Below are 25,643 nucleotides of genomic sequence, written 5' to 3'. Positions count from 1 at the left end.
GCCGTCGTGCGCGGTTTTGTTCAAGCGTTACTTGACGATGCCTTTGTCCTTCAGCCAAGCGGCGGCTGCATCCTTGGGGGCCTGCTTCTGGTCGCCACTCACGGCACGGTTCAGGTTGATCAGGTCATCCGTGGTGAGGATCTTGGAAACGTTGTTAAGCGCCTCCTTGGCCTTGTCCGTCATCTTGGCCTTGCTGTACAGAGGCAGGACCTGCTGAGCCTTGAAGTTGTTCTTCGGGTCTTCAAGGACCACGAGGTCGTTGTCAGCGATGGAGGGCGTGGTGGTGTAGATGTCCGCCACCTGTACCTTGTCCTCCAGCAGGGCCTGGAGCGTGAGGTTGCCGCCGCCGTCGTTGAACGGCTGCAGGCCCTTGAGCTCGCAGTTGTAATTGGCCTTCAGACCGGGGAATCCGTAGGCACGGGTCTCGAACGTGGCCGGTGCAGCCATGGTGAAGTCCTTGCACACCTTCGCGAGGTCCTCAATGGACTTCAGCTGGTACTTCTCAGCCGTAGCTTTGGTAACCACCATGGCATCCTTGGACTCCGCCTTCGCAGGCTCAAGGACCGCGAGGCCTTCAGGAAGCTTTCCCGGGAGCGCCTTGTAGACGTCCTCGGCCGATACTTCGGTAGCTTCCTTGTCCACATAGGAGAGAAGGTTCCCCGAGTAGTCGGGGACCAGATCGATGGAGCCGTCCTGAACGGCCTTGAAGTAGATCTCACGAGAACCGATGTTCGGCTTGGACGTGGCAGTGAGGCCTGCTGCGTTCAAGGCGCCAACATAGATCTCGGCGATGACCTGGCTCTCCGGGAAGTCGGCCGAACCAACCACCAGCGAGCCACCGGCAGCCGAGCCGCTGGGGGCCGAGCTGGAGGGAGTGGCCAACGGGCTGCCGCCACACGCGCTCAACGCGAGGGCTACACCCAGTCCGGCTGCGAGGCCGCCGAGACCACGGCGCGTAAGGGTCATGGGAACGGGGTTTTTCATGGTGTACCTCCTTGAACGGCAGCCCCTGCGGGAGCTGTGGCTGTGAGATCATCGGCCGCCTTCTGGCGGCCGCTTGAATCGAGGGTCAGGCCGGGCGAGAGAACAAGCCTTTGCACTCCGGCCAGGATCAGGTCCACGGCGATGGCAAGCCCGGCAATAAGCAGGGAACCACCGAGCATCCTTGGGAAGTCCTGAAGTACAAGCCCGTCAAACAGGTAGCGTCCCAGCCCGCCCAAGGGCAGGTAGGCCACTACCGAAACGGTGGCGATGACCTGCAGGACTGCGGTGCGGATTCCACCAAACATGACCTGCAGGCCGTTAGGGAGTTCCACCCGGAACAGGATCTGGAGTTCGGTCATACCCATGGCGCGGGCAGCGTCCACCACAACGGCATCGACGCTGGAAATGCCGGCGTAGGTGCCGGCCAACAGCGGCGGGACTGTCAGGATGACCAGCGCCCATACCGGGGGCATCAACCCACTGCCGGCAAGCAAAGCGAAGAGGACCAACAAACCCAGGGTCGGCAGGGCCCGGAGGGCACCCGCCACAGCAACAGCAACCACCCTGCCGCGTCCTGTGTGCCCGATGTAGAGGCCGATGGGTACCGCGATGGCGGCCGCGATGACGAGCACCAGTGCACTGTATTGGAGGTGCTCCAGAAGCCGTGTGGGGATTCCACCGCTTCCGGTCCAATGCGCCGGGTCGGTGAGCCAGGCAATGGTCTCTGCAAAGATGTTCATGCGAACGCCCCCGGATCAGGCTGGAGTGCAGCGTGCGGAGTGGCAGATCCGGCCTTGGGCTCCGCGGCCAGGGAGTTGATATCCAGTCGCGAAGACTTTCCACCCGCTGCCCGTGTCCAGGGAGTCAAGAGCCGTTCCAGCACCACGAGCAGCGCGTCCATCAGCAGGGCAAGCACCAGGATCGCGATGATGCCCACCACCACCTCGGTGATGAACGTCCGCTGCAGACCGTCCGTAAAGAGGACTCCAAGGTTGCCCACGCCCAGCAACGCCGCCACGCTCACCAGGGAAATGTTGCTGACCGATACCACCCTTAACCCGGCGAACAGCACAGGGAGGGACAACGGGAGATCCACTTGGAAGAACCGGGCAAGGGGTTTAAAGCCCATGGCGACGGCGGCATTACGGAGGTCGTCGTCCACGGAATCAAAGGCATCCATGGCAGCACGAACCAGAAGAGCCACAGCGTAGATTGTTAGCGCCACCACCACGTTGATCGGGTCCAGGATCCGCGTCCCCAGGACGGTAGGAAGAATAATGAAAAGGGCCAGGGACGGAATGGTGTACAGCAGCGAAGTAGCCGTGGCCACCACGGACCTGAGCGTACTGTTGCGCCTGGCCAGCTGGGCCAGGGGAATCGAAATCAGCAGGCCAAGGATCATGGGAATGATCGCAAGCACCATGTGCTGACCGGCCAACCCCATCACCATGCCACTGTTGGCGAGGAACCACTCCATCAGGTGGCGTCCTCCCTGTGGTGCCGGACTTCCTCGATGAGAGCCAGGACTTCCGGCGCCTTCAGGACCCCGGCCACCCGGCCGTCGTCGTCCACTGCTACGCCCAGGCCCGACGGCGACGACAACGCCGCATCCAGGGCGCGGCGCAACGTATCGCCCTTACGGAAAAGCGAACCGCCCGGTATCAAACCGGCACCGTCACGCGGCGAGGACCAGCCGAGCGGACGTGAATCCTCATCCACCACCAAGGCCCACTCCCCCGACCCACGTCCCGCCTGCTGACCATCAGAAGCATTTACCATGGTCACCGGGTGAAGTGTTACGGCGTCCGCAGGATTGAAGGCAAGATGGCGGAATCCGCGGTCGCGTCCCACGAATGAGGCCACGAAGTCGTTGGACGGCGCCCTCAGGATTTCTTCCGGCGCCGCATACTGGGCCAGCTTCCCGCCGACGGCGAACACGGCCACTTTATCGCCCAGCACTGTGGCTTCGTCGATGTCGTGCGTGACGAAAACGATGGTCTTGGCGAGTTCACGCTGCAGGCGAAGCAGTTCCTGCTGCAGTTCGTCGCGCACCACAGGGTCCACCGCGCTGAAGGGTTCATCCATCAACAGAACCGGCGGATCAGCAGCAAGCGCCCGGGCCACCCCGACGCGCTGCTGCTGACCACCCGAAAGTTGTGACGGATACCGCTTGCCAAGGACCGAAGCCAGCCCGACGACGTCGAGCAGTTCCGCTGCGCGCTTCCGTGCCGCTGCTTTGGGAACCCCGTTCAGCCGTGGGACGGTGGCGATGTTGTCCAGCACCGAACGGTGCGGCAGCAGGCCCGATGACTGCATGACGTAGCCCATGGAACGGCGGAGCTGTGCCGCGGGCACCTGCGAGACATCCTCGCCGGCCACTGTGATAGTGCCGCTGGTGGGCTCCACCATCCGGTTGATCATGCGCAGGGATGTCGTCTTACCGCAGCCCGAAGGCCCAACAAACACGGTAATGGAGCCCTTATCGATGGACATGCTCAGGGCATCCACCGCGGGTTGCCCGCCCTGGTATTGCTTGGTGACGCTCTGGAACTCAATCATGGCTTCGGCCATACCCGGGCTTACCTATCTGTGGTGGAGAACATCGGCAGAGCCACACGATCATATGCACTCTTATTACTTGGCTGCAAAGCAATCTTCACCCAGCGTAGCCAGCACCACCGACGATGTCAGCGCCGCCACGTTTTCCGTAATGAATCGGCAATGTTCAGCGCTTCCGTCGTTTTCCATTTTTCCCGGACCGTTCTTCAGCTTGGTCATGCCTGTATCGCTCCGCCGCCCGCTGGCCTCTTTCCGCTGACACCACCTTCTGGTGCCATTCGCGCTGGTAGGCGCGGCGTGCCGCTGCATCGTGTTTCCTGGCAAGAGCAGCCAACTCACGTTGCAGTTTCAGGTAACTGGCCCAGCGGCGGGGATCCAAGCTTCCGTCAGCAAGGGCGTCCTGCACGGCACAGCCCGGCTCTGCTTGGTGCGCGCAGTCCGCGAAACGGCAGCGCGCGAAGAGTTGGTCAAGGTCCCCGAACATCTCCTCCATCCCGTCATCGGCGTCGAACAGCCCGAAGCCACGGACTCCCGGGGTATCCATCAGTACGGCACCACCGGGCAGGGGCACCAGTTCCCTTGACGTTGTGGTGTGCTTTCCCTTGCCGTCTCCTGCCCGGACTGCGCCGGTCTGCTGGACGTCGCGTCCCACGAGGGCGTTGATAAGGGTCGATTTCCCGGCGCCGGACGGCCCCAGCAGCACCAACGTTGAACCCGCGGGAATGTGGTTCATCAGTTCGTCGAGTCCGTCACCGTGTTCCGCCGAAGTAGTGACAACGTCCACGCCGGCCGCCTGCAGGATGACCTCGCCCACAACGTCATCCGCCAGATCGGCCAGGTCAGCTTTAGTGATGACGACAAGCGGCGTGGCACCGGAATCCCATGCAGCCACCAGCGTCCGTTCCAGACGGTTGTGGGTCAGCGGACGGTCCACAGGAACCACCACCGCCACGATGTCCACGTTGCTGCCCAAAATTTGTTCTTCCGAAGAAGCCTCAAAGGCCCTCTTGCGGCTTAGTGCGGAATGCCGGGGCAGGACCTCGACGACGGCCGGCTCACCTGCGGCATTGTGGCCTACCCACACCCAGTCACCGGTGGCCGGTACCACACTGTGAGCCGGGTAGGGCAAATGAAGGAGTCCGTCGCCGGATGCAACCAGCACGCGGTTCCGGTCGAGGCGGACTACACGACCCGGGGCGGCATTATTGTGCCCGTTGGGGTCCATATGGGCGCGGAAAAGCTCCGCGGTTTTAGTGGTGTAGCCGTACTCCATGGGCCCGTGGAGGGGCTGGACGGAGCTGGTTAAAGGGTTGCTTGAGTAAGCGAAAGTGTTCAATGGAAGCCTCTGATGAGGCCCGGCCACCTAGCTCTGGCAGGCGGATACCGGGACAGGAATGGTGGGGTGATGACGGTGCGCCGCAAATGAGTGCGGGGCACGCAAGATCATGACAATCATCAAATCCACCTCCTTGGCATCCAGGCCGGCCATTGAAATGCCGGCAACGATGCTTAGCCTAGCCAACCACTGCCGAATTTGGCTAGACCCGCGCTCTACGTGAGCTTGCCGTCCTCGGGCCGCTCCGTGTACAAGCGGAGCGCCGTGTCCACCAGGGACACCCGGTTCAGCTGTTCAATGTCCGGCAGGGGAATCCATGCGGCGTGGGTAGTGCTGCCATCCACCTCATGAGTCAATTCGCCGCCTATCACTGATGCCTCATACACCAGCCGAAGTGCCTGAAAGTCCTTCACGGAACCATCCGGCCGGGTCTCCCCTGGCCAGTGCCCGACGTCGATTCCCAGCATGCGCTCGATCCTGGCCTCATAGCCGGTCTCTTCGAAGACTTCACGCCGGCATCCATCCACCGGATGTTCTGCTAGATCCAGGCCTCCACCCGGGAGCGTCCACCCTTCCTTGTCGTCCTGTTTCCAGTAGGCCAGGAGGATTTGCCCATCCTGGACGATCACAGCGTAAGCGGCTGGACGGGTATCGAACTGCAGGGTCATGGGGCCAGCATAATTCCCTTGGCCCACATCCCTACGGAAGTTCGGCCGCGGCGATCGGGCCGCCTTCTTCAGGCCCGAGATCTGGCTCCTCGCGAAGTTCGACGACGGTCCCGGGCTTCACGAGCTCCAATACCCTGATGCTGTTGCGGCCGGCGTTCAGCAGTGGGGCAGGTGCATACAGGGTGACCTGCGGTCCTTTTTCCCAATACCTGCCCAGGAGAAAACCGTTGAGCCAGACGAAGCCCTTGCCGGAATCAGGCAGGGCGATATAGGTGTCTGCCGGCTCATCAACTTCGAAGTCGGCTCCTGCCAAGGATTCCAGGTCCTCTTGCTTCCAGTCGGCCAGCGCTACGGGAGTCTGCGTCCAGTGGAAGGTATAGCGCTGGTTGACCAGGACGCCTCCCAGGATGCCCTTGCCCTGGCCGGTCAACGGACCATAGTTGATCCGTCCAAGGTTCTCCACCAGGATGTCGATCTTGGCTGGAATCCCGGTGCCAGTAACCGTTAGGCCCTCGGCTCCGGTGACGTCGTCCAGGACACCAACAAAGTGGTCATCCACCCACACGTAGGCACGGTCGTTCAGCCCGGTGATCTTCAGCCTGCTCTCCGCGGGAGCGTCGGAATGGCCCGGCAGGATGGCTTCGGAGGCGTAGAGGACCATACCGGCGTCGAGTCCCAACTCTTCGAAGCTGAGCGGCTTGACGCTGGTGATCTGCTTTCCGGCGGCGCGTGCCAACTCCAACAGCCCTGAGCCATGGCCCAGTGGCAACGACTGGGCGGGCAGTACAGGAGCATCTGCCAACAGTTCGGCGGGCAACTCCGGGAGGTCTTCGATTCCTTGCGCGCGGAAGAACTCTTTGCGGAAGGCATGGAACTTGGGGGTCAGGGCTCCATTCTCTGCGATCGGTGCGTCTGAGTCGTAGCTCGTGACTGTGGGCTGGAGCATGGTGCCATCGTGGTTACTGCCGGACCCCAGGCCAAAATTGGTCCCTCCGTGAGCCATGTAGACGCAGAGTGAACCACCGAGATCGAGCATCTTCCGTGCTTCCGCTGCCGCATCATCAGCGTCACGGCGGTGGTGCAGTTCGCCCCAGTGATCGAACCAGCCGCCCCAAAACTCGACGTTGAAGAATGGTTCGTCAGGCCGGCGACGTTTCCAGGTAGCTACCGCCTCATCGCCGCGGCTTCCCAGTGTTGCCGTCGCCCAGGTTCCTTCCACGGAGCCGCCGTCGAGGAAGTAGTCGTTGCCGCCGTCGGCAGTGAACAACAACTCCGTGATCCCGCGTTCCTCAAGGACCCGTCGATTCCAACGGATGTACTCATGGTCGTCGCCGTAGCTGCCGTACTCGTTCTCAATCTGCACCGCCACCACTGGACCGCCTGCAGACGTTTGACGGGACGCAATAATCGGGAGCAGGTGATCGAACCATTCCTCGATCGCACCTGTGAAGACCGGGTCCATGCAGCGCAGGCCGATGCCGGGAATGCCGGTCAACCAGGCCGGGAAGCCGCCGTTGTCCCACTCGGCGCAGATGTAGGGTCCGGGACGGACAATAACGTCCAGTCCCACCTCGCCTGCGAGGTCGATGAAGCGGCCAAGATCCCGCCATCCGCTGAAGTCCGGCGCTTCATCCTGCTGCGGCTGGTGGAAGTTCCAGGCCACGTAGGTGTCCACAGTGTTGGCGCCCATTGCCTTGAGCCGACGCAGACGGTCCTGCCATAGGTCCGGATGAACCCGGAAGTAGTGGATGGCTCCGGCGAGGATGCGATACGGTTCACCCGAACGGTAAAGGACAGCGTCGTGGTAGCTCAAGAGCGCGTTGTTCACACAGAACAGATTAGCTCAATTTCCAACATTTATGCACAGGTGATGAACACGTGACCAATCTTGATACTTCCCCGGCACAAGAAGTATGCCCGGCGGCGCCGGAGGGTCAAGGCCCGTGCGTTCAGTTGTGGCCTGAGCGTGAAGTTCCCCTGGGTGGTGTCCGGGCCATGAACGTCATGCGGACGCTGCCTCAACGCGGGCTACCCACCGTAGGCGCCTGGTGCTTCCTGGACAGCTTCGGGCCGGATCGGGTGGCCATGAGCGTCCTCCCCCACCCGCACTGCGGACTCCAAACGGTGACCTGGCCCATGGAAGGCGCGGTTCGGCACCGAGACAGCGTGGGCAGTGACGTCGTGGTCCGGCCTGGCGAGCTGAACATCATGACCGCGGGCAAAGGGATCTCACACTCGGAGTTCTCGGTCCTTCCCGCCACCACAGGTCCCCTGCTGGAGGAAATCCCCGTTTCCCGTGGACTCCAACTGTGGGTTGCCCTGCCGGAGGAGCACCGCCACCGCGCGCCGTCCTTCGAACAGGTCAAGGACCTGCCCGTGGCAGTGGGCGACGGCTTCACCGCAACGGTCATGGTGGGCGAGTTTGCGGGCCAACGCTCCCCCGCCAGCATGTTCAGCCCCATCGTGGGAGCCGACATCACGGGCGCTGGTTCACTTGAGCTGCCGTTGCGCCCTGACTTTGAACACGCGGTGCTGGTTCTGGACGGTCATGTTGTGATCGATGGTCAGGACATTGAGGCCGGTCCGTTGGCTTACCTCGGCGCCGGCAGGTCGAGCCTGCGTGTCGACGCCCGGCCAAACACCCGATTCATGCTCCTGGGCGGCGAACCGTTCGGTGAAGACCTCCTGATGTGGTGGAATTTCGTGGGCCGGACCCATGAGGAAGTGGAACAGGCCCGCGAAGAATGGGAAGCCGAGGGACTGCTCGACGACGACGCTGCCGCGGCCTCCCGTTTTGGTTTCGTCCAAGGCCACGGCCCTGATGCCGGACCGGAAGCCGGCCGCATTCCCGCTCCGCCACTTCCCGGTGTCAAGCTGCGGCCGAGGACCCGCGGCTAGACGTTTCCTACGGCTGGACGCGCTGCTCTGCCACGAGCCGCGGGACCCCGAAGACAGGATCCTGCGTCAAAATCCGCACGTCATCGATGCCGCCTTCGGCCAGCTTGGCAGCGAAGGCTTCCTGAAGCCGCGGAACATTCATACCGAGCCCGCTGCCCAGGATCACTGGCCCGTCAAGACCCAACTGGAGGACTGCTTGCGCGGCCAGGTCAGCCAAGTCACGGCCTGCCTGCTCCACCAGCTTTTTGCTGGTTTCATCGCCCGCATCAGCGGCCTCCACTACAAGGCGGGCCTGCTGAGCCCAAAATCGGCGGCCGGTTTCAGGCGAATGGAAGAGGGCGATCAGCTTCCCCGGCTCATCCACACCGCATGAATCCAGCAGTGCACGGCTCAGCTGATCAGGTTCCAGGCCCTGGTTCATCCGCCGAAGACTGTGCCGCACGGCTTCGCGTCCCAGCCAGTAGCCGCTTCCTTCGTCACCGAGGAGATACCCCCAGCCGCCCGCCCGGGCTTCCTGGCCGGCGTCGTTCTTCCCCCACGCGGCAGAACCGGTACCGGCGATCACTGCCACTCCCGTGCTTGCTCCCCCGGCTGCCAGCAGCAGCCGCGAATCGTGAACAACAGTGATACGGGCCCCGGGCGCATGGGGCGCGATCAGGTCTGCGAGCGCCTGAGCGTCCTGGTCGGTGTCAATCCCACCCGCACCGGCGTAGACCTCATCAATCCGTCCCCCACCAATCTTGCCGAACAACTCGGCCAGGTTGGCTATGGCTTGCTCCCGCGTCACGTTCTGGACATTGGAACTTCCGGCATTCTCGTCCCGGACCGGAGCTCCGTCTTCAAACCTCACACCGCGGGTCTTTGTGCCGCCGATATCGAGCCCGATGACGGTGCCGCTCAAGGCCTCCGTAGTGGCATGGGAATGCTGGGCAGAGTCAAGATTGTTCACCGTGAAAGACTAGCTTGGAGCGTCCCGAGGAGAAACCGCATATGCCCGATTCCCTGTTTGGCACACCGTTTATTGCAGCTCCCATGGCTGGGGGAACGTCAACGCCTGCTTTGGTGCAGGCAGTCCAGGAGGGTGGCGGTGTGGGATTCCTTGCCGCTGGCTACAAGAGCCCCGAAGCCATGGCTGCTGACATCGCCTCCGCGCGGGCCCTCGACATTCGGTTTGGCATCAACCTCTTCGTGCCGGATCATCGCCAGCTGCCGCCGGCTCCGGATACAGTGGCCCGCCTTGAGGCTTACCGTCGTGAGCTGGAGCCCGACGCTGCCCGCTACGGGGTGGACCTTCCTTCCTTGCGCCTGGATGACGACGACGCGTGGCAGGAAAAGATTGATGCCCTGCTGGCCGATCCCGTGGAGTTGGTGAGCTTCGCTTTCGGTCTCCCGGGAAAGCCAGTGGTCCACGCGCTGCAGAAGGCGGGAAGCATGGTCATTTCCAGCGTCACGACCGTTGCGGAGGCCCTCGCGGCTGCGGAGGAAGGCCCGGACGCCATCGCCGTCCAACACCAGTCCGCAGGCGGGCACACGGCCGCCTTCCTGACCGAAAGCGCAGACGGTGCGGGAACACTGGCGGCCCGGACGACGGCGGAACTGGTCGCCCAGGTGCGTGCCGCCGTCGGGCTTCCGCTGATAGCAGCAGGCGGAATCATGGACGGCAGCGCACTTCGCGACGTTCTGACCGCTGGTGCAACAGCCGCGCAAGTCGGTACCGCCCTGGTCCGCACCGACGAAAGTGGAGCCCGGACGCCGCACAAGGATGCGCTGGGCGATCCTTCCTTCACGGAAACAGCCATGACCCGGGCATTCACGGGGCGACTGGCACGATCGCTGGTCAATGAGTTCGTGCTCGACCACCGGGATGCGCCGGAGGGCTACCCCGCCATTCACCACCTCACAGCGCCTGTTCGCGCGGCCTCATCCGCCGCCGGCGATCCCCAGCGCCTCAACTTGTGGGCCGGCACGGGCTGGCGCCAGGCACGCGAAGGTTCTGCCAAGGAAGTGGTCAGGGAGTTCCTGAACGGGCTCTGACCAGTTCGGCCAGTAATCCGCCGCCCTCCGTCACCACCAATTCACGGAACAGCCGTACGGCATCCGGTTCAAAACTACGCTCACGCCACGCAATCCCGATTTGCCGGAAGGCCAGTTCCGATTCGATAGCCACTTCCACCAGTCCAAGCTCGGCCTCGGGAAGGAATTGGCCCGTGCCTGAGCCTGGGCCTGCCGGCGGAAGGATACTGAACCCCAGGCCAGCGGAAACCAGGCCGCGGGCAGAGGTGGACTCCTGGACTTCGAAAGCGATCCGGGGACGAAACCCGGATTCACGCAGCAGCGCCTCACCCAGCGCCCTCAGGCCGACTCCCTCTGGAAGGGTGATGTAGGGGTCGTGCCGTAATTCGGAAAGGCGCACGCTGGACCGCCCCGCCAAGGGGTGCCTGTAATGCAGGACCACCCTCAGCGGCTCGCGGTAGAGCGGCAACGATCGGATCCCCCTGCCTTCTGGAGCAATGGGCGCGATCAGCGCGAAGTCCATATCGCCGCTGGCCATCCGTTGCAGACAATCGTCCCTCGGCCCCTGCCACAGCTCGAACATGGTCTGCGGGTGGCGGCCACGGAAAGCGCTGATCAGCAACGGAAGTGTGGCTTCGCCGAAGGTGTGCTGGAAGGAAACGCCAATGCGCCCCCGCACCACATCGGACTCATGGCGCACCCTGTCCAGTCCTGCTTGGAAGTCCGCCAGAGCTGCCTCGATGTAGGGAAGCAGGGTCCTGGCAGCGGGCGTCAGGCGGATGCCGCGGCCGTCGCGGATCAGCAGGTCCATGCCGACGATCGCACTGGCCCGGGCCACGGCGCGGCTGACTGTCGATTGGGGAACGCCGAGGATCTCAGCGGTTTCGGTCATGTGTTCAGTGCGGCCAAGTTCAGCAAGGACCGGCAGCAGAGGAAGGAGCTGGACGAGTTGCTGATGATCGGGTTCCACGTGTCTCCTTGCCTGAATTACTCATGCATTTCTGCATCAATCGTACTCAAATCATGCATTGGAATGCGGAGTCGACTGCGTCCTAACCTTGCCGGGTGAGTAAAGCAATCGCCATAAACACCGCCGAAACGTGGGACGGACACACCAAAGGGTCCCGGGGATACCGGCGGTTGCTTGCCGCTTTGGCGCTGGCCGGCGTGGCCACCTTTGCGCAGTTGTACTCCACACAGGCTGTCCTGCCCCTCATGGCCAGCGACCTGAACATCACAGCCGCCGAGGCCGCCCTCAGCATTTCCTTGGCCACGGTAGGGCTTGCCATCACAGTGCTGCCGTGGTCTTTCGTGGCCGACAGGATTGGCCGCGTCCGTGCCATGTCCATCGGAATCGGCGCTGCTACCCTGCTGGGGCTCCTGGTACCCCTGGCACCCTCCGTGCCGTTGTTGCTGGGCCTACGAACATTGGAAGGAATGGCGTTGGGTGGCATCCCGGCCATCGCCATTGCCTACCTCAACGAGGAAGTCACCAAGATTCACACTGCCTTGGCAGCGGGAACGTACGTTGCCGGGACTACCCTGGGCGGGCTGACCGGGCGTTTGGTGGCCGGCCCCGTGGGCGAGCTCTGGGGCTGGCGGGCTGCAGCTTTGGCTGTATCCCTCCTCGCGACTGTCTCCGCTGTCCTCTTCCTGGTGCTTGTCCCAAAGCAAAGGCGTTTCAGCCCTGCTCCGGCGATGGGCTTTCGCGGAGCCCTCCGGACCTTGGGTGGCCACTCGAGCAATCCCAAGCTGGTGGCCTTGTATTTGCAGGCTTTCCTGCTGATGGGCGGCTTTGTGGCCGTCTATAACTACCTCGGATTCCGATTGCATGCAGAACCGTTTGGTCTTCCTGCCACCGTGGTCAGCCTCATCTTCCTGGCGTATTTGTCCGGCACCGTCAGCTCACGGTGGGCTGCGGGGCTCACCTCGAGGTTTGGCAGGCGGAATGTGCTCCTGACCGGGATCGCCGTCATGTCGTGCGGTTTGGCGCTGACGTTGATGGAGAACCTGGCAGCCACCCTTGCAGGGCTGGTGATCTTCACCGGAGGATTCTTTGCGGCCCATAGTGTCGGCTCAGGGTGGACGGGAACCATTGCCACCACAGGACGGGCCCAGGCAGCTTCCTTGTATAACCTGTCCTATTACCTCGGTTCCAGCGTCATTGGCTGGGCGGGTGGGCTGGCATTTCAGGCGTATGGCTGGCCCGCCTTGGCGTTGAGCGTCATCGCCCTTTCATTCACGACGGCGGCAGTCACCTTGGCAGTCCACCGGCCAGCGCGCCACTCCAGCTGATTTCGGGCGATCTGGTCCTACAATCGGAGGCATGACACAGGTCACGAAAGCCCGGGAACTGTCGTCGCCGGAACGTTTGCAGGCGTTTACCGATGCAGTCGTGGCGATTGCCCTGACCCTGTTGATATTGCCGCTCATGGAAAGCGTGGGTGAACTCGCGGACCACGAGGGCACCACGGCCGAATGGTTGGCTGACGAACAGTACGCCCTCCTCGGTTTTGTCCTCAGCTTTGTGCTCATCGCCGTCTTCTGGGTTCATCACCACCGGCTCTTCCGGAAAGTCCACCGTATAGACACAGGCCTGCTGTGGTTGACCATCGCCTGGATGTTCACCATTGTGTGGATGCCTGTTGCCACCTCGCTGTCAACGCAGATGAAGGCGGACGGCGCCCAGGCTCTGGTCTACATCGGAACCCTCCTGGCCACCAGCCTCATGCTTTTGGCAGCGCGCTTGTACTTGCGCTACCACCCGGACCTCCACGATCTGGACCCGTTGGAGACACGGTCCGGAATCCGAGGCGGCTGCATCGTCGCAGGCTTGTTCCTGGCAGCCCTGCTGGTGGCCTTGATCGTTCCCGACGCGGGAAACCTGACCTTGCTGCTGATGCTGCTGAGCGGACCGCTTCAACACGTGGCCAGACGCCGCGACCACGCAGCCCTCCAAAAGTGATGGTCGCCTGAAGAATTCACAGCCTATGATGGATGGAAGGCAATTTCAGGAGGATCCGTGAGCAACCCCACGAAGAATGTTCGGTCAAGCACGGGCAGCGCAGAGCCGCTGGACGCGATTGATGAACGGATTCTCGCAGCGTTGGTGGACGACGCCCGCATCTCCAACAAGCAACTGGCTGAACTTGTGGGGATCGCCCCCTCCACGGCCTTGATGCGCACCAGGGCGCTCTCCGAACGCGGAATCATTGAAGGCTTCGAGGCCGTGTTGAGCCTTCCGGCTATTGGCCGATCGGTACAGGCCCTCATTGCCGTTCGCCTCCGCGCACACGACCGCGACCAGATCGACCGCTTTACCGCGCGAGTCCCCAAGCTTCCGGCGGTCATTTCCACGTTCCACACCACAGGCTCGGTGGATTACCTTCTCCATATTGCCGTGGCCAACACGGACGACCTTCGCAACTGGCTTTTGGACAACCTCGCCACCGACCCTGTGGTGGGTCACACCGAAACCACCATGGTCTTCCAGCACATCCCGGGTAACCGGGGACCGCTGCCCGAATAAGGGCCGGCGCAGCGGCGTTCAGTCCCGCAAGGCCTTCCGAAGAGATCCTGCCGCGAGCGCCAGTGCGGCCACGCCGCACACCGCAGTGAAAACCACGACGGCGGCCTGCAGGCCAAACACCGCGACGGCCAGCCCCAAGCCAATCACTGGAACCGCGCTTCCCAGATACGTGATCACGTAGACGGTGCTGATGACCTGCGCATGACGGGCCGCCTCCACTTTTCCGGCTACTTCATTGAAGACCTGCCGGAAGGCAATCCCCTGGCCTGCCCCCGCAGTGATGCTCGCGGCCACCAACAGCCACGGACTGGACCACGCAGCGGCGGCCCCCACCAGACTTACCGACACTCCCAGAACAGCAAGAGCCACCGGGACCACGAAGCGCCCGCGCGCCCCCAGGAGCTGACTCAGGGCCGAGGCCCCAAGAGTGACGCCCGCCAGCACGCCGATCAATGGCCGCGAATCGGCGTGGACCACGCTGGCGAAGTAGCCCGGAGCCAGGGACAAGCAAAACCCAAACACAGCGAAGCTCAGGAAACCGGTAGCCGCCGCCATCCAAAACGCTCCGCGAGCGTCGCTGGAGATGGATGGCTTCCGCGGCGCAAGGACCTTGAGCGGCCTTGGCCCCTGGGCCGGTGCGATGGCCGGCCGGGCCTTGAGCAACCACAAAGGAACCAGCGCAGCAAGCAACACGGCCGAATGGAGGTAGTACGGCGTGCGGGTGGGGTCGGGCAGGAGCGAGAGGACACCGCCGATTGCGGGACCTGCAGCTACGCCACCTGCGGAGGACAGCAGGGTAAACCGGGAAGCCCAATCAGGCCTTTGCGGCAACAACTCCCGCAAGGCAGCGGAGCTGGCTCCAGTGGCAAGGCCAACAGCCACGCCTTGCAATGCCCGGCCGAGGGACAACGAAACAAGCGTGTCCGCATTCGCGAAAATCACTCCGCCCACCAAGCCGACCAGGACCGCCAGGACCAGCGCGGCCCGCCTGCCGATGTGATCCGACCAGTGGCCCGCCACCATGAGAACTGCCACGAGGGCAAGGACGTAACTGGAAAACGCCACTGTCACGTCCAGGGACGACATGCCCAGTTTGGCTTGCAGCAACGGGTAGAGGGGTGTGGCGAGGTTGGCGCCCACCAGCAACGTAAAGATCACAACGCCGGCCAGGACAAGCCTGGCCGTGGTGGAGGCATCCCATCCCCAGCGTTCGGCGGTAGCCGGACGCATGCGGAGTTCGCTCAAGACAGTCATTTCCATGCCTTCGGACTCGGTGGCCGCCCTGTGTGATTCCTTGTGGGAGCGCAGTTTGGCTAAGTAATGATGGCAATAGAATGCAGCAACGCTGATCTGAAAGGCTTACAAGAGTGCAAAGATTGATCAAAATACTCAAAGTACTTCCCACCAAGTGAGCTGGAGTGACCATTTGAACACCTTGGATCCTATGGACCTGAAGATACTGCTGGAGCTCATCAAGGACCCTCGCATCCAGATCGCAGAGTTGAGCGATGCGCTGGGCATAGCCCGCAACACGGCCCAGAGCCGCGTAAAGCGCCTGCTGCGTTCCGGCGTGCTGCAGGCGGCGGGGCGGGAAGTTGATCTCGAGAAGGTGGGGTACGACGTCGTCGCTTTCGTCACGATTGAAGTGACCCACCGGGAACTGGACGGCGTCATTGGCGCCCTGCGCCTGATTCCCCAAGTACTGGAAGTGCACGAAATCTCAGGGCGCGGAGATCTGTGGTGCCGGGTGGTGGCAACGGATACCCACAATCTGCAGTCCGCGCTGCGCTCTGTCCTTCGCACCAAGGGAGTTATCAGGACTGAAACCGTGCTGGCCCTGCACACGCATATTCCCTACCGCACAGAGCCACTCATCGGAAGGATGGCCGCAGCCCCAACACGCGCCAGGCAGGATAGCCAGCGCGTCGGTTCAGAGGCCGGAACGGACTAGGATTTCAGGCATGGATTGGCTCTCACACATTTCCCAGATCAACTGGCTTGCCGTACTTCTGGCCTTCGTTTCAAGCATGGTGATCGGCTTTATTTGGTACATGCCCGCCGTCCTGGGACGCAGGTGGATGCAGGCAATCGGCAAGACCGAAGACGACCTCAAGAACATCGAGGGCGGGGCAGGCATCTGGGTGCCCATGATGGTGGCTGCAGCCCTGACCAGCATCCTCCTCGCCGTCCTCATCAGCGCCCTGGAAATCAACACCTTCGTAGCCGGAGGCTTCTTCGCCCTGGTTGCCGCCGTGATTTTCCGCGCCGGCGGCCATGTCATCCACAACGGCTTCGCAGGGCGCCCGTCAGTAGTAACTGTGATCGACTCCGGCCACGACATCGTAGCCATGACCATTGCGGGCGCCATCATTGGAGCCGTGCAGTAGCGTTCAACCAGTGACCATCATCGACAACGCCGTATATGTAGACGGCGTACGCACAGCAACCCCGCACAACCTCGAACAAACGTTTGAGACGCTGGCGGAGCATGGCGGCATGGCCTGGATTGGCCTGTACCGGCCCACGAAAGACGAGATGGCCGCCGTCGCCCACGAGTTCGGACTTCACGAGCTGGCCGTGGAGGACGCGGTGTCGGCGCATCAGAGGCCCAAGCTTGAGCGGTACGACACCAACTTGTTTACCGTTCTCCGCCCGGCCCGGTACCTGGATGACACAGAGTCGGTAGAGTTCGGCGAACTGCACATCTTCACAGGAAAGAACTTTGTGGTGACCATCCGCCATGCCGAAACCGGCGGAGTCGCCCGGGTTCGCCACCGCCTCGAACAGCGTCCGGACCTTCTCTGCCACGGGCCCGAAGCGGTGCTCTACGCGCTTCTTGACCAAGTGGTGGACGACTACGCTCCCGTCGTGGCGGGCCTTGAGAATGACATCGACGAAATCGAAGATCAGCTTTTCAGCGGCGACAGCGCTGTGTCGCGCCGTATCTACGAACTGGCCCGTGAGGTCATCCAGTTCCAGCGGGCCATCCAACCGCTCCCGGACATGATGGCCCTGCTGGAGAAGGGTTTCGAAAAATACGGCGTGGACATCGAACTGCAGCGCTCACTGCGCGACGTTGAGGACCACGTCCAACGAGTCATCTCCCGGGTGAACTCATTCAGGGACCTCCTGCAGAATGCGCTCACGCTGGATGGAACATTGACGGCCAACCGCCAGAACGAGGCCAGCGCCGCACAAAACGAACAGGTCAAGAAGATCTCCTCCTGGGCTGCGATCCTCTTCGCACCCTCCTTTGTTGCCGGCGTCTACGGCATGAACTTCGACCATATGCCCGAGCTGCATTGGAATTTCGGGTACCCGCTGGCTGTGGCCCTCATGTTCGGCGCGGCCCTGCTGATGTACCTCATCTTCAAGAGAAAAGGCTGGCTGTGACACCTCCTTCAAGGCCTGCTCCCGGCACTGCGCGGGAGACTGCCAGGACTTTGATGGACGGCATGGAGAACGACGCCGCGGGCTCGGGTTTCGAGCTTGAGTCCAGCCAGCGCCAAGCAGCCGAGCGACTGGCCGCCTTTGGCGCCCAGATTGCGGGCCGGCGTCGCACATTTTCCCGAAAGGCACCGCGAAGCATCTACCTGCACGGACCCGTGGGCCGCGGCAAGACCTGGCTGATGGACAGCTTCCACGCGCGGTTGGGCCTGCGGACCAGGCGAGTCCACTTCCACGATTTCTTCCGCAAGCTTCATGCGGGGACACGTGGGTTGGACGCCGTTAACGGAACCGCCATCCAACACTCAATTGACGCGCTGCTGGCTGACACAGACGTGCTCTTCTTTGACGAGTTCCATGTGCATGACGTCGGCGACGGCATGTTCATTTCCCGGCTGCTCCGGACAGCCGCGCAACAACGCGTTCCGTTGGTGGTGACCTCGAATTACGCGCCTGATGACTTGCTGCCCAATCCTCTGTGGCATGACCATTTCCTACCCACCATCGAGGCCATCAAGGAGATGATGGACATCGTGGAAATCAATGGCTCGTGGGACTTCCGTCGTTTTCCCGCCGACGGGTCCACCTCGGGCACTGGCTTTGAGGCATTCGGCTCAGGGCGCATCATCTCCCCCGGCACGCCCGGACAACTTGGACGCCTTGGCTTGTTCCGGCCACCGCCATCCCAAAGACGGGTGCTCAGCCCAACCACCCAGCCGATCGTCGTCAAGAACTCGGACCCCGATCTCCTCTGGGTATCTTTTGAGGAGCTATGTGGTGGGTTGACGTCCGCCTCCGACTTCCTGGCGTTGGCTGACGCCTACACGACGTGGGTCATTGACGATGTCCCCTCACCCTCCATCACCGACTCTGCGTCCGCTCCTGCCTGGCAGCGTTTCAGCAACGTGGTGGACGTCCTTCATGATCAGGACATTCGGCTGTTCCTGATCGGCCAAGGACCCCTCGACTGGGATATCGGTGCCGCCGGCAATATCCTCCCCGTGGACCTGGCACGCATCGCTAGCCGGCTGGCATTGCTGGGGCGTTCCAGCGTGGACGATTCCCCGGCGCGCGAAGAGGCCGCCGGAAGCTAAGCTTCCGGCGGCCTCTCTCCAAAAGTGGTTTGACGCGGACAGCTAGATGACGCCGCCGGCTGCGGACGGGGCACTGGCATCGTTTCCGCCATCGCCCACAGTTTCGCGGGCGACGTAGTTCTCGATGTCGAAGAGGTTCTCCGCCCTTTCAGTGATGTTCAGCAGCGTGGTCATGGACGCGACCTCTTCAACCTGCTCCTTCAGGAACCAGAGCATGAACTGCTCACCCAGAGCATCTCCTTCTGCGCGGGCAACACGGAACATTTCCTCAATGTTCCGGGTGACTTCCTTCTCCTGCTCCAAGGCCAGTGCGATGGGTTCCTTGGCGTTGGTGAAGTTGTTGCGCACGGGAGCGATGCCAGGGATTTCCACGTGCACGTTGCGGTCCAGCATGTACTGGACCATCATCATGGCGTGGTTGCGCTCCTCAAGGGATTGCCGGTAGAAATGCCGGGCAAGCTGCGGCAAGTCCTCGCCGTCAAAGTACACAGCTACTGCGATGTATTGCTGGGAGGCCGCAAACTCATTGGCGACCTGGGCGGACAACAGCTCATTGAAAGTCTTCTTAGCCATGGCTCGATCCTACAGGCGGGCAATGACACTTTTGATGGTGAAGTTCACCACAGCTCAGGGCAGCAGTGAAGCGATCAATACGCCTGCAGCGGAGGCCAGAACGCTCGCGGCCATTGACCCCATGGCGTTGACAAGCGCCAGTCCTGCCCTGCCACTTTGGACCAATCGGATGGTCTCCAGGCTGGACGTACTGAAGGTGGTGTAGCCACCCAGAAATCCTGTGCCTAAAACCAGGAGGAGGGATTCCGGTGCTTGGCCGCGCATGACAAGACCAGCAAGAAAGCCGAGCAGCAGGGAACCCGAGATGTTGATAATGATGGTTCCCCAAGGGAGCGCCGTCTTGAGGCGCGAGCGGACCAGTCCGTCGATGACGAACCGAACCCCTGCGCCGGCTCCACCAGCCAGAGCGAGCAGAACCACCGTCATTGGTTCCGCCTGTGGTGCCATGCGCCAAGCCAGATACCGGCAGTGGTGGCTGCTGCGCCGCCCAGGAGGCTGGCCAGAAGGTAGCCCGCGGCCGCAGGGGCTGCACCCGCAGCGAAGAGATGGACTGCGTCCAGCGCCAATGTGCTGTAGGTGGTGTAGGCGCCCAAGAACCCCGTTCCCAGGGCAAGGCGCAGGACGCGGCGATTACCGACGTCGGGTCCGCTGCGGGAGAGTCCTTCCAGCAACGCGCCTAGCGCCAAAGCACCCGTCAGATTGATGACCAAGGTGGGAAGTGGCCACGCACCCGGCGCCGGGATCACTAATCCAAGGCCATACCGCGCCAAGGCACCCAGCACGCCGCCCGCCGCCACGATGCCGATAAATCTCCAGTGCAAGTGGACCGGACGCTTGGCCTCAGTCGTCATCATCATCCGGAACCCGGGGGTTCACCGGGATGACCAGTACCGGCAGGTCCTGGCGATGGAACAGTTGCCGGGCCACGGAGCCGGCCGTCAGGTCCTTAAAAGCCGCCGACAGCGTGTGCTCCCGCGTGCCCACCACGAGCATCGACGCGCCTATGTCCTTGGCCTGGCGGGCCAAGGCCTGCGCCGGCTCACCTGCCAGACGCACGATGGACCACGCCACGCCTCTCCCTGCCAGCTGCGAGGCAATGGCAGTTTTCAACTCCTCAGGAATCCAGGGAGCATCGTCATCAACCCCGTCAGGATCAATGGGCGCAGCCGGACCCCCGGCGCTGCCATCCACCGGATACACCGTGACATCGGCAAATGCACACACGAGTGGGAGGCCCGCAGCGGCAGCTACTTGTGCTGCCTGCTCGACGACCACCGGACGCTGCCCCGGCATCACACCCACCAGGATGGGACCTGACATGCTGTTGGATGCCTCGGGAGGAGGTGCTGGGGGCTCAGTCACACGGCAATTCTACGACGCCGGCTGTAGCTCACGGACGACGACGACGCCCGGACCACAAACCATGGACCAACGGAATGACGGACAGGATCATGAGCACGTTGCCGAGCACCGCGTCGTCAGCCCTCACCACGGATCCTGCAATCAGGAGCGCCCCGAAGACCAGGGCGGCTACAGCCCTGCGCGCCGTGACGATGAGCCTCTCCATTTGTCGTTCGAGGCGACGATTGCCCACTTCCAGGGCACCGTCCTCGATTTGGTTGATCAGCCCGTCCAGCCGTTTCGGTAAGCGCAAAGCAACTGTTGCGGCATCCAGAGCCTGGGACGCGACGTCGTTGACGATGTTGCCACGTTCGTCGCGGAGTAGCTGTGCTGCATAGGGTTCCACCGAGTCCCACAAATTGAAGCGGGCATCCAAGGAACTGCATACGCCGGACGTCAGCGACATTGCACGGATGATGAGGAGAAAGTTCTCCGGCAGCTGGAAGGGCAACGAACGAATGACAGCGCCGAACTCGGAGCCAAAGTCGCGGAATTCCCGCGGATCCACATCGCGGAGCTCTGCGAACCCCATTCCTCCAAACCGTGAGAAGAGCTGGGTCATGGCACGCTGCAGCTCTGCTGTGTCAGCAGATGGCATCAGCACACCAACGTCGCTGATGGCGGACACCAAGCCCTTGCCGTCCCGGGAGGCAGCAGCAATCAGGAGCTTCCTCAGCCCGCTCCGGGTCTTTGGCGGGACCTCCCCCATCATGCCGAAGTCGATGAATGTTAGTTTCCAGGGTCGCTCGCCGGATGCGCCGGCGATGGGCGTGACAAAGATGTTCCCGGGATGTGGATCCGCATGGAAAAAGCCGTTCGTGAACAGCTGGTCAAACATCACGGATGCAAAGACCGGCGCCACAGTCGCTGGGTCAATTCCGGCCATCCGCAATGATTCGGTGTCGGTGATCTTGATGGCAGTGACATCTTCGAGGGTAAGCACGCGTCGCGTTGTCCGTTCCCACACGACTCCGGGCACAGTCACCCTCTGGTCACCGGCGAAATCCGCTGCGAAGCGCTCGGAATTTGCGGCCTCGTTAAGGTAGTCGATCTCCTCAAGGCTGGTCTGCGCAAACTCCTTGATCAGGGCAGGCACATCCGCCCGATCCGATACGAGGCGGATACGGCTCAGCCATCCGCCTACTTTGCGAAGAGCCGCCAGATCGACGTCCACAATGGTATCGATGCCCGGCCGCTGAACCTTAAAGACCACGCTGCTGAGCCCGGTGTCCTCCGCATTTCCGGCCAGAAGCTTTGCCCGGTGGGCCTGGCCGAGTGAAGCGGCAGCTATAGGTGTCTCTTCAACCGAGGCGAACACTGTCTCCAACGGCGCACCCAGCTCAGCTTCGGCCAGTAAACGTATCTCCGAAAATGGCACCGCCGGGACTTCGTCCTGGAGCCCTTCAAGTTCGGCCGTGATCTCAGGTGGCAGGACGTCCAGCCTGGACGACATGAACTGGCCCACCTTGATCATCAGGCCACCAAGTTCCACAGCCAAGTCATGGAAGCGCTTCGCAAAGCCCCTCATCCGCTGGGCGCGGTTGCGATCAGAGACCCACCGCAGACCCACCCGGGGCAGGAACAACTCAAACCACCACGTGACGGCGAGATTCCATGAAGCAAACCGCAGGATCCGACGATATCGGGTGCGGGCGTCCCCTGCGCCCGGTGTTGCACCTACCCGGTGGCGACGATCCAACGTCACCGCCCTCAGTCCTGTGCGAGGATCGAGTACAGCCTGCGGCGAGCCTCTTCCAGCACTGCAACGGCCTCCTGAACCTGCTTGGGCGTCCCTGTGCGGCCAACCTGTGCTGCGGCCTGCGCAAGGTCCACGCCAGCTTTGGGCAAGGCAGCAAAACCCGGGCCCGAACTGGTGCCCACGGAGTCCCACGGCGCGGATGCCTCGGCACTGGCCACGTCTTCCCGACCCGCTTCGGTCAAGGAGTAGATTTTGCGTCCGCTTGATTCTTCGGCATTGACGAAGCCCTCATCTGCCAGCAATTGCAGGGTGGGATAAACGGAGCCGGCACTGGGCTTCCAGTTGCCACCGCTGCGCTCCTCGATTTCCCGGATGATCTGATACCCGTGCATGGGCCGCTCGGCAAGGAGTGCCAGAATAGCCGTCCGTAACTCCCCCCGGCCGGCACGGGTGCCGGCACGCTTCTCGAAGCGGGAGCGAAACTCTTCGACAGCCTGCCACATGCCATCCAGGTTGTTGCCCATAAATCCGTTTGCAGGGAATGAATTATGCATCTTGCTCACCTCGGGGACGTCGCGAACGATACTGAACGATAGTTAACGATATACCCAAGGGGTCTGCTGGGTTAAGCACAGGACCGGACAACACTTCTGGGTGGTGTCGCCCGGCCCCGGCCGCGGATCTTTGGGACTGCCCGGCAAACGAGGGGGATCATTAGCCGGCGCAGGGGATCCGCTGGGTTCAGTAAAGACGAACCGGCTATGCCCGCACACGAGTAGTAGGTACTCGTCTTTTACAGCGGCTGGGACCCGGCACTACCTGCAACCTGATCGCTCCGAGGATTGGCTCGGCTGGAATTATCCGGGGAAATTTGTGGAGCTAAGGAGATTCGAACTCCTGACCTCTTCGATGCGAACGAAGCGCTCTACCAACTGAGCTATAGCCCCTGGACCGGTGGTGGGCACCCGGCCAGTGTCCCTAGGCTACAAACTTTCCTTGCGCTTTTCCAACCACGACACGAAGGTCTCAGTCCCGATCCTTTGCTCCGGGATCAGGTTACGGCCGGCACGCAGGAAAGCGCCCATCGCGCCAGGCAAAGGCAACTGCACAATCCTGCCCCGCGCACCCGTTACGGCCTTCCAGGACACCGCCATCGCCCTCATGTCCAGCACGTCCGGACCGCCGATGGTGCGGACCCTGTGCAGCTGGGAAGAAGGTTCCTCCACGGCTTCCAGCAGCAAGACCTTCGCCACGTCCACGGGAGAAATGCTCTGGAAACCCACACCCTTGAAAACAGGAATAACCCGCACTTTCGCAGCGGCCGCGAAGACAGCCGCCACCAAGCTGTGAAATTGCGTCGCTCTCACCACCACCGTTTCCAATGTCGACTCAGCGTATTTCTGTTCCTTGGCTGCTTTTGTCGCATAGTAATCAAACGTGCTCTGGTCGCAATTGATGATGGACAGGGCCACGGCCTTTACAACCCCTGCCCGGTTGGCCGCGGCCAGAAGCCTGGCACCGCCGTCGGCGAAATGCTTTTGCGCCTTGCCAAACTGCCCTTCAAGGCAGTCGATCACGACGTCGGCACCCGCCAATGCGTCTGACAGACCATCCCCTGTGGTGACGTCGCCCGCAAAGTAGCTGGCGCCGTCGTGATGCCTGTTCGATCCTGTCGGGGGCACGTGGCGGGACAGGACTGTGACGGAGTGCCCGGCAGCCAGGGCAAGCCGGACAACCTCGCGGCCCACCTGACCGGTTCCACCAGCCACGCAGATGCTGGTCATCGGAAATTACGCGCGGCGGCGCTGCAGGACGTCGTCCAGATTGCTCAGGGCGCTCTGACCCTTGACCGACGCCGCCGACATCGCAGCAGCATCCATCTGATCAACGCCCTGTTTCAGCACAGGCTTGCCAACTGGCTTGGGAGCCTCAGGGAGATCCAAGGGCTCGGGAGCAGGCCTCGGGGCCTTGGCGGCATCAACGTAGGTGGGCTTGGGAACCGAAACCGGCTGCCAACTGGAACCCCTCGTGTCTTCGGCCGCTTGTGCAGACGTGTCTCCAGCCGCCACGGCAACTGCCAGCGCAGCCTCACGAAGCTCCACAGCGGACAGGCGCGCAGCCTCACTACTACTGGCCTCGGCGTCGAAAACAGTGGTTTCCTTCGACTCGACAGCCGGCTCTTTCGGCAGATAGCGCGCGGGAGTGGGGATGCGCGATGCCTGGGCTGCACGGCGCGCACGTCGTTCGCGCAGATCCCGAAGAGCAAGCCTGCGCAGAATCACGACAGCGAAGACCGCGCCAATGAAGGACACCAACGGCAACCAAAAGGATCCCGTGCGGAAAAGCAGAAGCACCCCGGAAATCACTGCCGTCAAAAGCAGCGCTGCACCGGACAACGCCAGAGTGCACCGCGCGTAACGAATCGTGAAGGGGGTAACGGGCGTTGGATTGGCGGACGACTCTGCCACGCGGGAATCCTGCGGCGAGGCCTGTGCTTTGCTGTGCATGGTCTCCATCGGTTTCTCCTGCTGAGGTGCCAAAGTCAATACCACCCCTGCCTGCGGTTCGTCTGGTTCGTCGTCGAATGCCTCTGCTGGCACAGTGGCCGTTTGGACTTGTTGCCGGCGGTTACGCAGAACGTAAGGCGCCACCCAGACCATCCACAGCGCGACAGTGACCACGAGTATCACTGAGCTGCTGAGAGGGAAGTCCACATTCAAAACCGTAGAAGCAAATCCCCGGGGGTGGCGGCATTGCGCCCGGTGTGTCGTCGGCGAGTCCGCAAATGACTGGAGATACGGTCAAAAAGCCTTATGACCTGCCCGTTTGTCCTTGGAGCCACCTGCGCAGGAGCCCCTCGGGAACCTCGTCCGATGTCAACGCAAATGAACGGTGGTCAGCCCATTCCCCGTTGATGTGCAGATACCGTTCGCGGTAACCCTCGTCACGGAATCCGAGCTTCTCCACCACCCGGAGGCTGGGGCCATTCTCCGGCCTGATGTTGATTTCCATCCGGTGAAGTCCCAGCACCCTGAAACAGTGGTCCGTGGCCATGGCCACCGCTGTCGGAGCAATTCCGCGGCCCGCCCGCTCCTGATCAACCCAATACCCCAGTGTGGCCATCATGGCCGATCCCCACACAATGGACGACACCGTCAATTGCCCCACGATGCGCGGCTCCCGGAAACCGGGAGTCCGTTCGACGATGACAAACGGAAGGGCCGTGGACTGGCGGGCCTGATCGTTCAGGGACCCCACCATCTGACGGTAACTGGGCAGGCGCCCACCCGGTGCCGGGTTGGACGCCTCCCATGGTGCGAGCCATTCACTGTTCTTCGAGCGGACTTCAGACCATTCCCGCTTGTCGCGGTAACGAATGGGCCGAAGAAGCAAGTCTCCGCTTTCCAGCGTTACCGGCCAGATCGCAGAGCCGTACATCCGG

28 protein-coding genes and 1 tRNA gene are annotated in these 25,643 nt (G+C 62.4%); 9 read left to right on the top strand and 20 right to left on the bottom strand.

Going from position 1 to position 25,643, the window contains the following annotated elements:
• Positions 1–27: 27 nt before the first annotated feature.
• From BMY91_RS02960 to BMY91_RS02930, 7 genes are all read right to left on the bottom strand, one after another.
• Positions 28–984, bottom strand: a complete 957-nt coding sequence (locus BMY91_RS02960; protein ID WP_090818021.1) for an ABC transporter substrate-binding protein — start codon at positions 982–984, stop codon at positions 28–30.
• Entirely contained in the window at positions 981–1,724 is a 744-nt protein-coding gene (locus BMY91_RS02955) for an ABC transporter permease (protein ID WP_090818018.1), read from the bottom strand. Before BMY91_RS02955 ends, BMY91_RS02960 begins: the two co-directional genes overlap by 4 nt.
• Positions 1,721–2,461: an ABC transporter permease gene (locus BMY91_RS02950; RefSeq protein WP_090818015.1), complete on the bottom strand. Its 741-nt coding sequence runs from the start codon at positions 2,459–2,461 to the stop codon at positions 1,721–1,723. The genes BMY91_RS02955 and BMY91_RS02950 overlap by 4 nt, the downstream gene beginning before the upstream one ends.
• On the bottom strand, positions 2,461–3,555 hold the full coding sequence (locus tag BMY91_RS02945) for an ABC transporter ATP-binding protein (protein ID WP_090818012.1): 1,095 nt from the start codon (positions 3,553–3,555) through the stop codon (positions 2,461–2,463). The genes BMY91_RS02950 and BMY91_RS02945 overlap by 1 nt, the downstream gene beginning before the upstream one ends.
• A gap of 154 nt (positions 3,556–3,709) precedes the next feature.
• The gene (gene rsgA, locus BMY91_RS02940; RefSeq protein WP_090818009.1) at positions 3,710–4,879 is read right to left on the bottom strand and encodes a ribosome small subunit-dependent GTPase A; all 1,170 of its coding nucleotides are present in this window, start codon (positions 4,877–4,879) and stop codon (positions 3,710–3,712) included.
• 215 nt (positions 4,880–5,094) lie between these two features.
• Complete coding sequence (locus BMY91_RS02935) at positions 5,095–5,547, bottom strand: NUDIX hydrolase (RefSeq protein ID WP_090818006.1); 453 nt, start codon at positions 5,545–5,547, stop codon at positions 5,095–5,097.
• A gap of 31 nt (positions 5,548–5,578) precedes the next feature.
• Positions 5,579–7,375, bottom strand: coding sequence for a glycoside hydrolase family 35 protein (locus tag BMY91_RS02930; protein WP_090818003.1), 1,797 nt, complete (start codon positions 7,373–7,375; stop codon positions 5,579–5,581).
• Positions 7,376–7,425: 50 nt separating this feature from the next.
• Here BMY91_RS02930 and BMY91_RS02925 point away from each other — a divergent pair, with 50 nt between their 5' ends.
• Positions 7,426–8,445 (top strand): pirin family protein, encoded by a 1,020-nt coding sequence (locus BMY91_RS02925; protein ID WP_090818000.1) that lies wholly within the window; start codon positions 7,426–7,428, stop codon positions 8,443–8,445.
• 7 nt (positions 8,446–8,452) lie between these two features.
• Here the strand turns inward: BMY91_RS02925 and BMY91_RS02920 are convergent, their stop codons facing one another.
• The gene (locus tag BMY91_RS02920) at positions 8,453–9,394 is read right to left on the bottom strand and encodes an N-acetylglucosamine kinase (protein ID WP_090817997.1); all 942 of its coding nucleotides are present in this window, start codon (positions 9,392–9,394) and stop codon (positions 8,453–8,455) included.
• Positions 9,395–9,435: 41 nt separating this feature from the next.
• On the opposite strand from BMY91_RS02920, the gene BMY91_RS02915 reads away from it, so the two are divergent.
• A complete protein-coding gene (locus BMY91_RS02915; protein ID WP_177179833.1) occupies positions 9,436–10,479 on the top strand; it encodes a nitronate monooxygenase in 1,044 nt (347 codons plus the stop codon).
• Here the strand turns inward: BMY91_RS02915 and BMY91_RS02910 are convergent.
• Positions 10,454–11,428 carry a LysR family transcriptional regulator gene (locus BMY91_RS02910; RefSeq protein WP_090817991.1) on the bottom strand — a complete coding sequence of 325 codons (975 nt, stop codon included), beginning with the start codon at positions 11,426–11,428 and terminating at the stop codon, positions 10,454–10,456. The two genes, BMY91_RS02915 and BMY91_RS02910, sit on opposite strands and share 26 nt — an antisense overlap.
• A gap of 95 nt (positions 11,429–11,523) precedes the next feature.
• Here BMY91_RS02910 and BMY91_RS02905 point away from each other — a divergent pair, with 95 nt between their 5' ends.
• Genes BMY91_RS02905 through BMY91_RS02895 form a run of 3 tightly spaced genes read left to right on the top strand, consistent with a single transcriptional unit; the run spans position 11,524 to position 13,987 of the window.
• Positions 11,524–12,753: an MFS transporter gene (locus tag BMY91_RS02905; RefSeq protein WP_090817987.1), complete on the top strand. Its 1,230-nt coding sequence runs from the start codon at positions 11,524–11,526 to the stop codon at positions 12,751–12,753.
• Positions 12,754–12,784: 31 nt separating this feature from the next.
• Complete coding sequence (locus BMY91_RS02900; RefSeq protein WP_090817984.1) at positions 12,785–13,423, top strand: TMEM175 family protein; 639 nt, start codon at positions 12,785–12,787, stop codon at positions 13,421–13,423.
• 57 nt (positions 13,424–13,480) lie between these two features.
• On the top strand, positions 13,481–13,987 hold the full coding sequence (locus BMY91_RS02895) for an Lrp/AsnC family transcriptional regulator (protein ID WP_011775479.1): 507 nt from the start codon (positions 13,481–13,483) through the stop codon (positions 13,985–13,987).
• An 18-nt stretch (positions 13,988–14,005) separates the two neighbouring features.
• Here the strand turns inward: BMY91_RS02895 and BMY91_RS02890 are convergent, their stop codons facing one another.
• On the bottom strand, positions 14,006–15,241 hold the full coding sequence (locus tag BMY91_RS02890; protein WP_090819110.1) for an MFS transporter: 1,236 nt from the start codon (positions 15,239–15,241) through the stop codon (positions 14,006–14,008).
• A gap of 172 nt (positions 15,242–15,413) precedes the next feature.
• Here BMY91_RS02890 and BMY91_RS02885 point away from each other — a divergent pair, with 172 nt between their 5' ends.
• Genes BMY91_RS02885 through zapE form a run of 4 tightly spaced genes read left to right on the top strand, consistent with a single transcriptional unit; the run spans position 15,414 to position 18,528 of the window.
• Positions 15,414–15,938 (top strand): Lrp/AsnC family transcriptional regulator, encoded by a 525-nt coding sequence (locus BMY91_RS02885; protein WP_090817981.1) that lies wholly within the window; start codon positions 15,414–15,416, stop codon positions 15,936–15,938.
• A gap of 10 nt (positions 15,939–15,948) precedes the next feature.
• Entirely contained in the window at positions 15,949–16,374 is a 426-nt protein-coding gene (locus BMY91_RS02880) for a DUF1761 domain-containing protein (protein ID WP_090817978.1), read from the top strand.
• Between the two features lie 10 nt (positions 16,375–16,384).
• Complete coding sequence (gene corA / locus BMY91_RS02875; RefSeq protein WP_090817975.1) at positions 16,385–17,380, top strand: magnesium/cobalt transporter CorA; 996 nt, start codon at positions 16,385–16,387, stop codon at positions 17,378–17,380.
• Complete coding sequence (zapE, locus tag BMY91_RS02870) at positions 17,377–18,528, top strand: cell division protein ZapE (RefSeq protein WP_256212534.1); 1,152 nt, start codon at positions 17,377–17,379, stop codon at positions 18,526–18,528. The genes corA and zapE overlap by 4 nt, the downstream gene beginning before the upstream one ends.
• Positions 18,529–18,570: 42 nt before the next feature.
• Here zapE and BMY91_RS02865 read toward each other — a convergent pair whose 3' ends face one another.
• The 10 genes from BMY91_RS02865 to BMY91_RS02820 form a co-directional block, all read right to left on the bottom strand.
• The gene (locus BMY91_RS02865; RefSeq protein ID WP_024817501.1) at positions 18,571–19,101 is read right to left on the bottom strand and encodes a ferritin; all 531 of its coding nucleotides are present in this window, start codon (positions 19,099–19,101) and stop codon (positions 18,571–18,573) included.
• 54 nt (positions 19,102–19,155) lie between these two features.
• Positions 19,156–19,527: a fluoride efflux transporter CrcB gene (gene crcB, locus BMY91_RS02860; RefSeq protein WP_090817969.1), complete on the bottom strand. Its 372-nt coding sequence runs from the start codon at positions 19,525–19,527 to the stop codon at positions 19,156–19,158.
• Positions 19,524–19,958, bottom strand: coding sequence for a fluoride efflux transporter FluC (locus tag BMY91_RS02855; RefSeq protein WP_256212533.1), 435 nt, complete (start codon positions 19,956–19,958; stop codon positions 19,524–19,526). Before BMY91_RS02855 ends, crcB begins: the two co-directional genes overlap by 4 nt.
• Complete coding sequence (locus tag BMY91_RS02850) at positions 19,942–20,463, bottom strand: universal stress protein (protein WP_090817964.1); 522 nt, start codon at positions 20,461–20,463, stop codon at positions 19,942–19,944. The genes BMY91_RS02855 and BMY91_RS02850 overlap by 17 nt, the downstream gene beginning before the upstream one ends.
• A 28-nt stretch (positions 20,464–20,491) precedes the next feature.
• Positions 20,492–22,207 (bottom strand): ABC1 kinase family protein, encoded by a 1,716-nt coding sequence (locus BMY91_RS02845; protein WP_256212532.1) that lies wholly within the window; start codon positions 22,205–22,207, stop codon positions 20,492–20,494.
• A 5-nt stretch (positions 22,208–22,212) separates the two neighbouring features.
• On the bottom strand, positions 22,213–22,755 hold the full coding sequence (locus tag BMY91_RS02840) for a PadR family transcriptional regulator (RefSeq protein WP_090817961.1): 543 nt from the start codon (positions 22,753–22,755) through the stop codon (positions 22,213–22,215).
• A gap of 320 nt (positions 22,756–23,075) precedes the next feature.
• Positions 23,076–23,148: transfer RNA gene (locus BMY91_RS02835), tRNA-Ala, on the bottom strand.
• Positions 23,149–23,184: 36 nt separating this feature from the next.
• Positions 23,185–23,985, bottom strand: a complete 801-nt coding sequence (locus tag BMY91_RS02830) for an SDR family oxidoreductase (protein ID WP_090817958.1) — start codon at positions 23,983–23,985, stop codon at positions 23,185–23,187.
• A gap of 6 nt (positions 23,986–23,991) precedes the next feature.
• Complete coding sequence (locus BMY91_RS02825; protein ID WP_090817955.1) at positions 23,992–24,882, bottom strand: hypothetical protein; 891 nt, start codon at positions 24,880–24,882, stop codon at positions 23,992–23,994.
• Between the two features lie 130 nt (positions 24,883–25,012).
• Positions 25,013–25,639, bottom strand: a complete 627-nt coding sequence (locus tag BMY91_RS02820) for a GNAT family N-acetyltransferase (protein ID WP_090817952.1) — start codon at positions 25,637–25,639, stop codon at positions 25,013–25,015.
• Between the last annotated feature and the right edge of the window lie 4 nt (positions 25,640–25,643).

Source organism: Arthrobacter sp. yr096 (assembly GCF_900108925.1).
In the GTDB taxonomy this organism is placed as follows: domain Bacteria; phylum Actinomycetota; class Actinomycetes; order Actinomycetales; family Micrococcaceae; genus Arthrobacter.
Note: the sequence above shows the minus strand (reverse complement) of the source record. Positions and strands in the feature narration are given on the sequence as shown.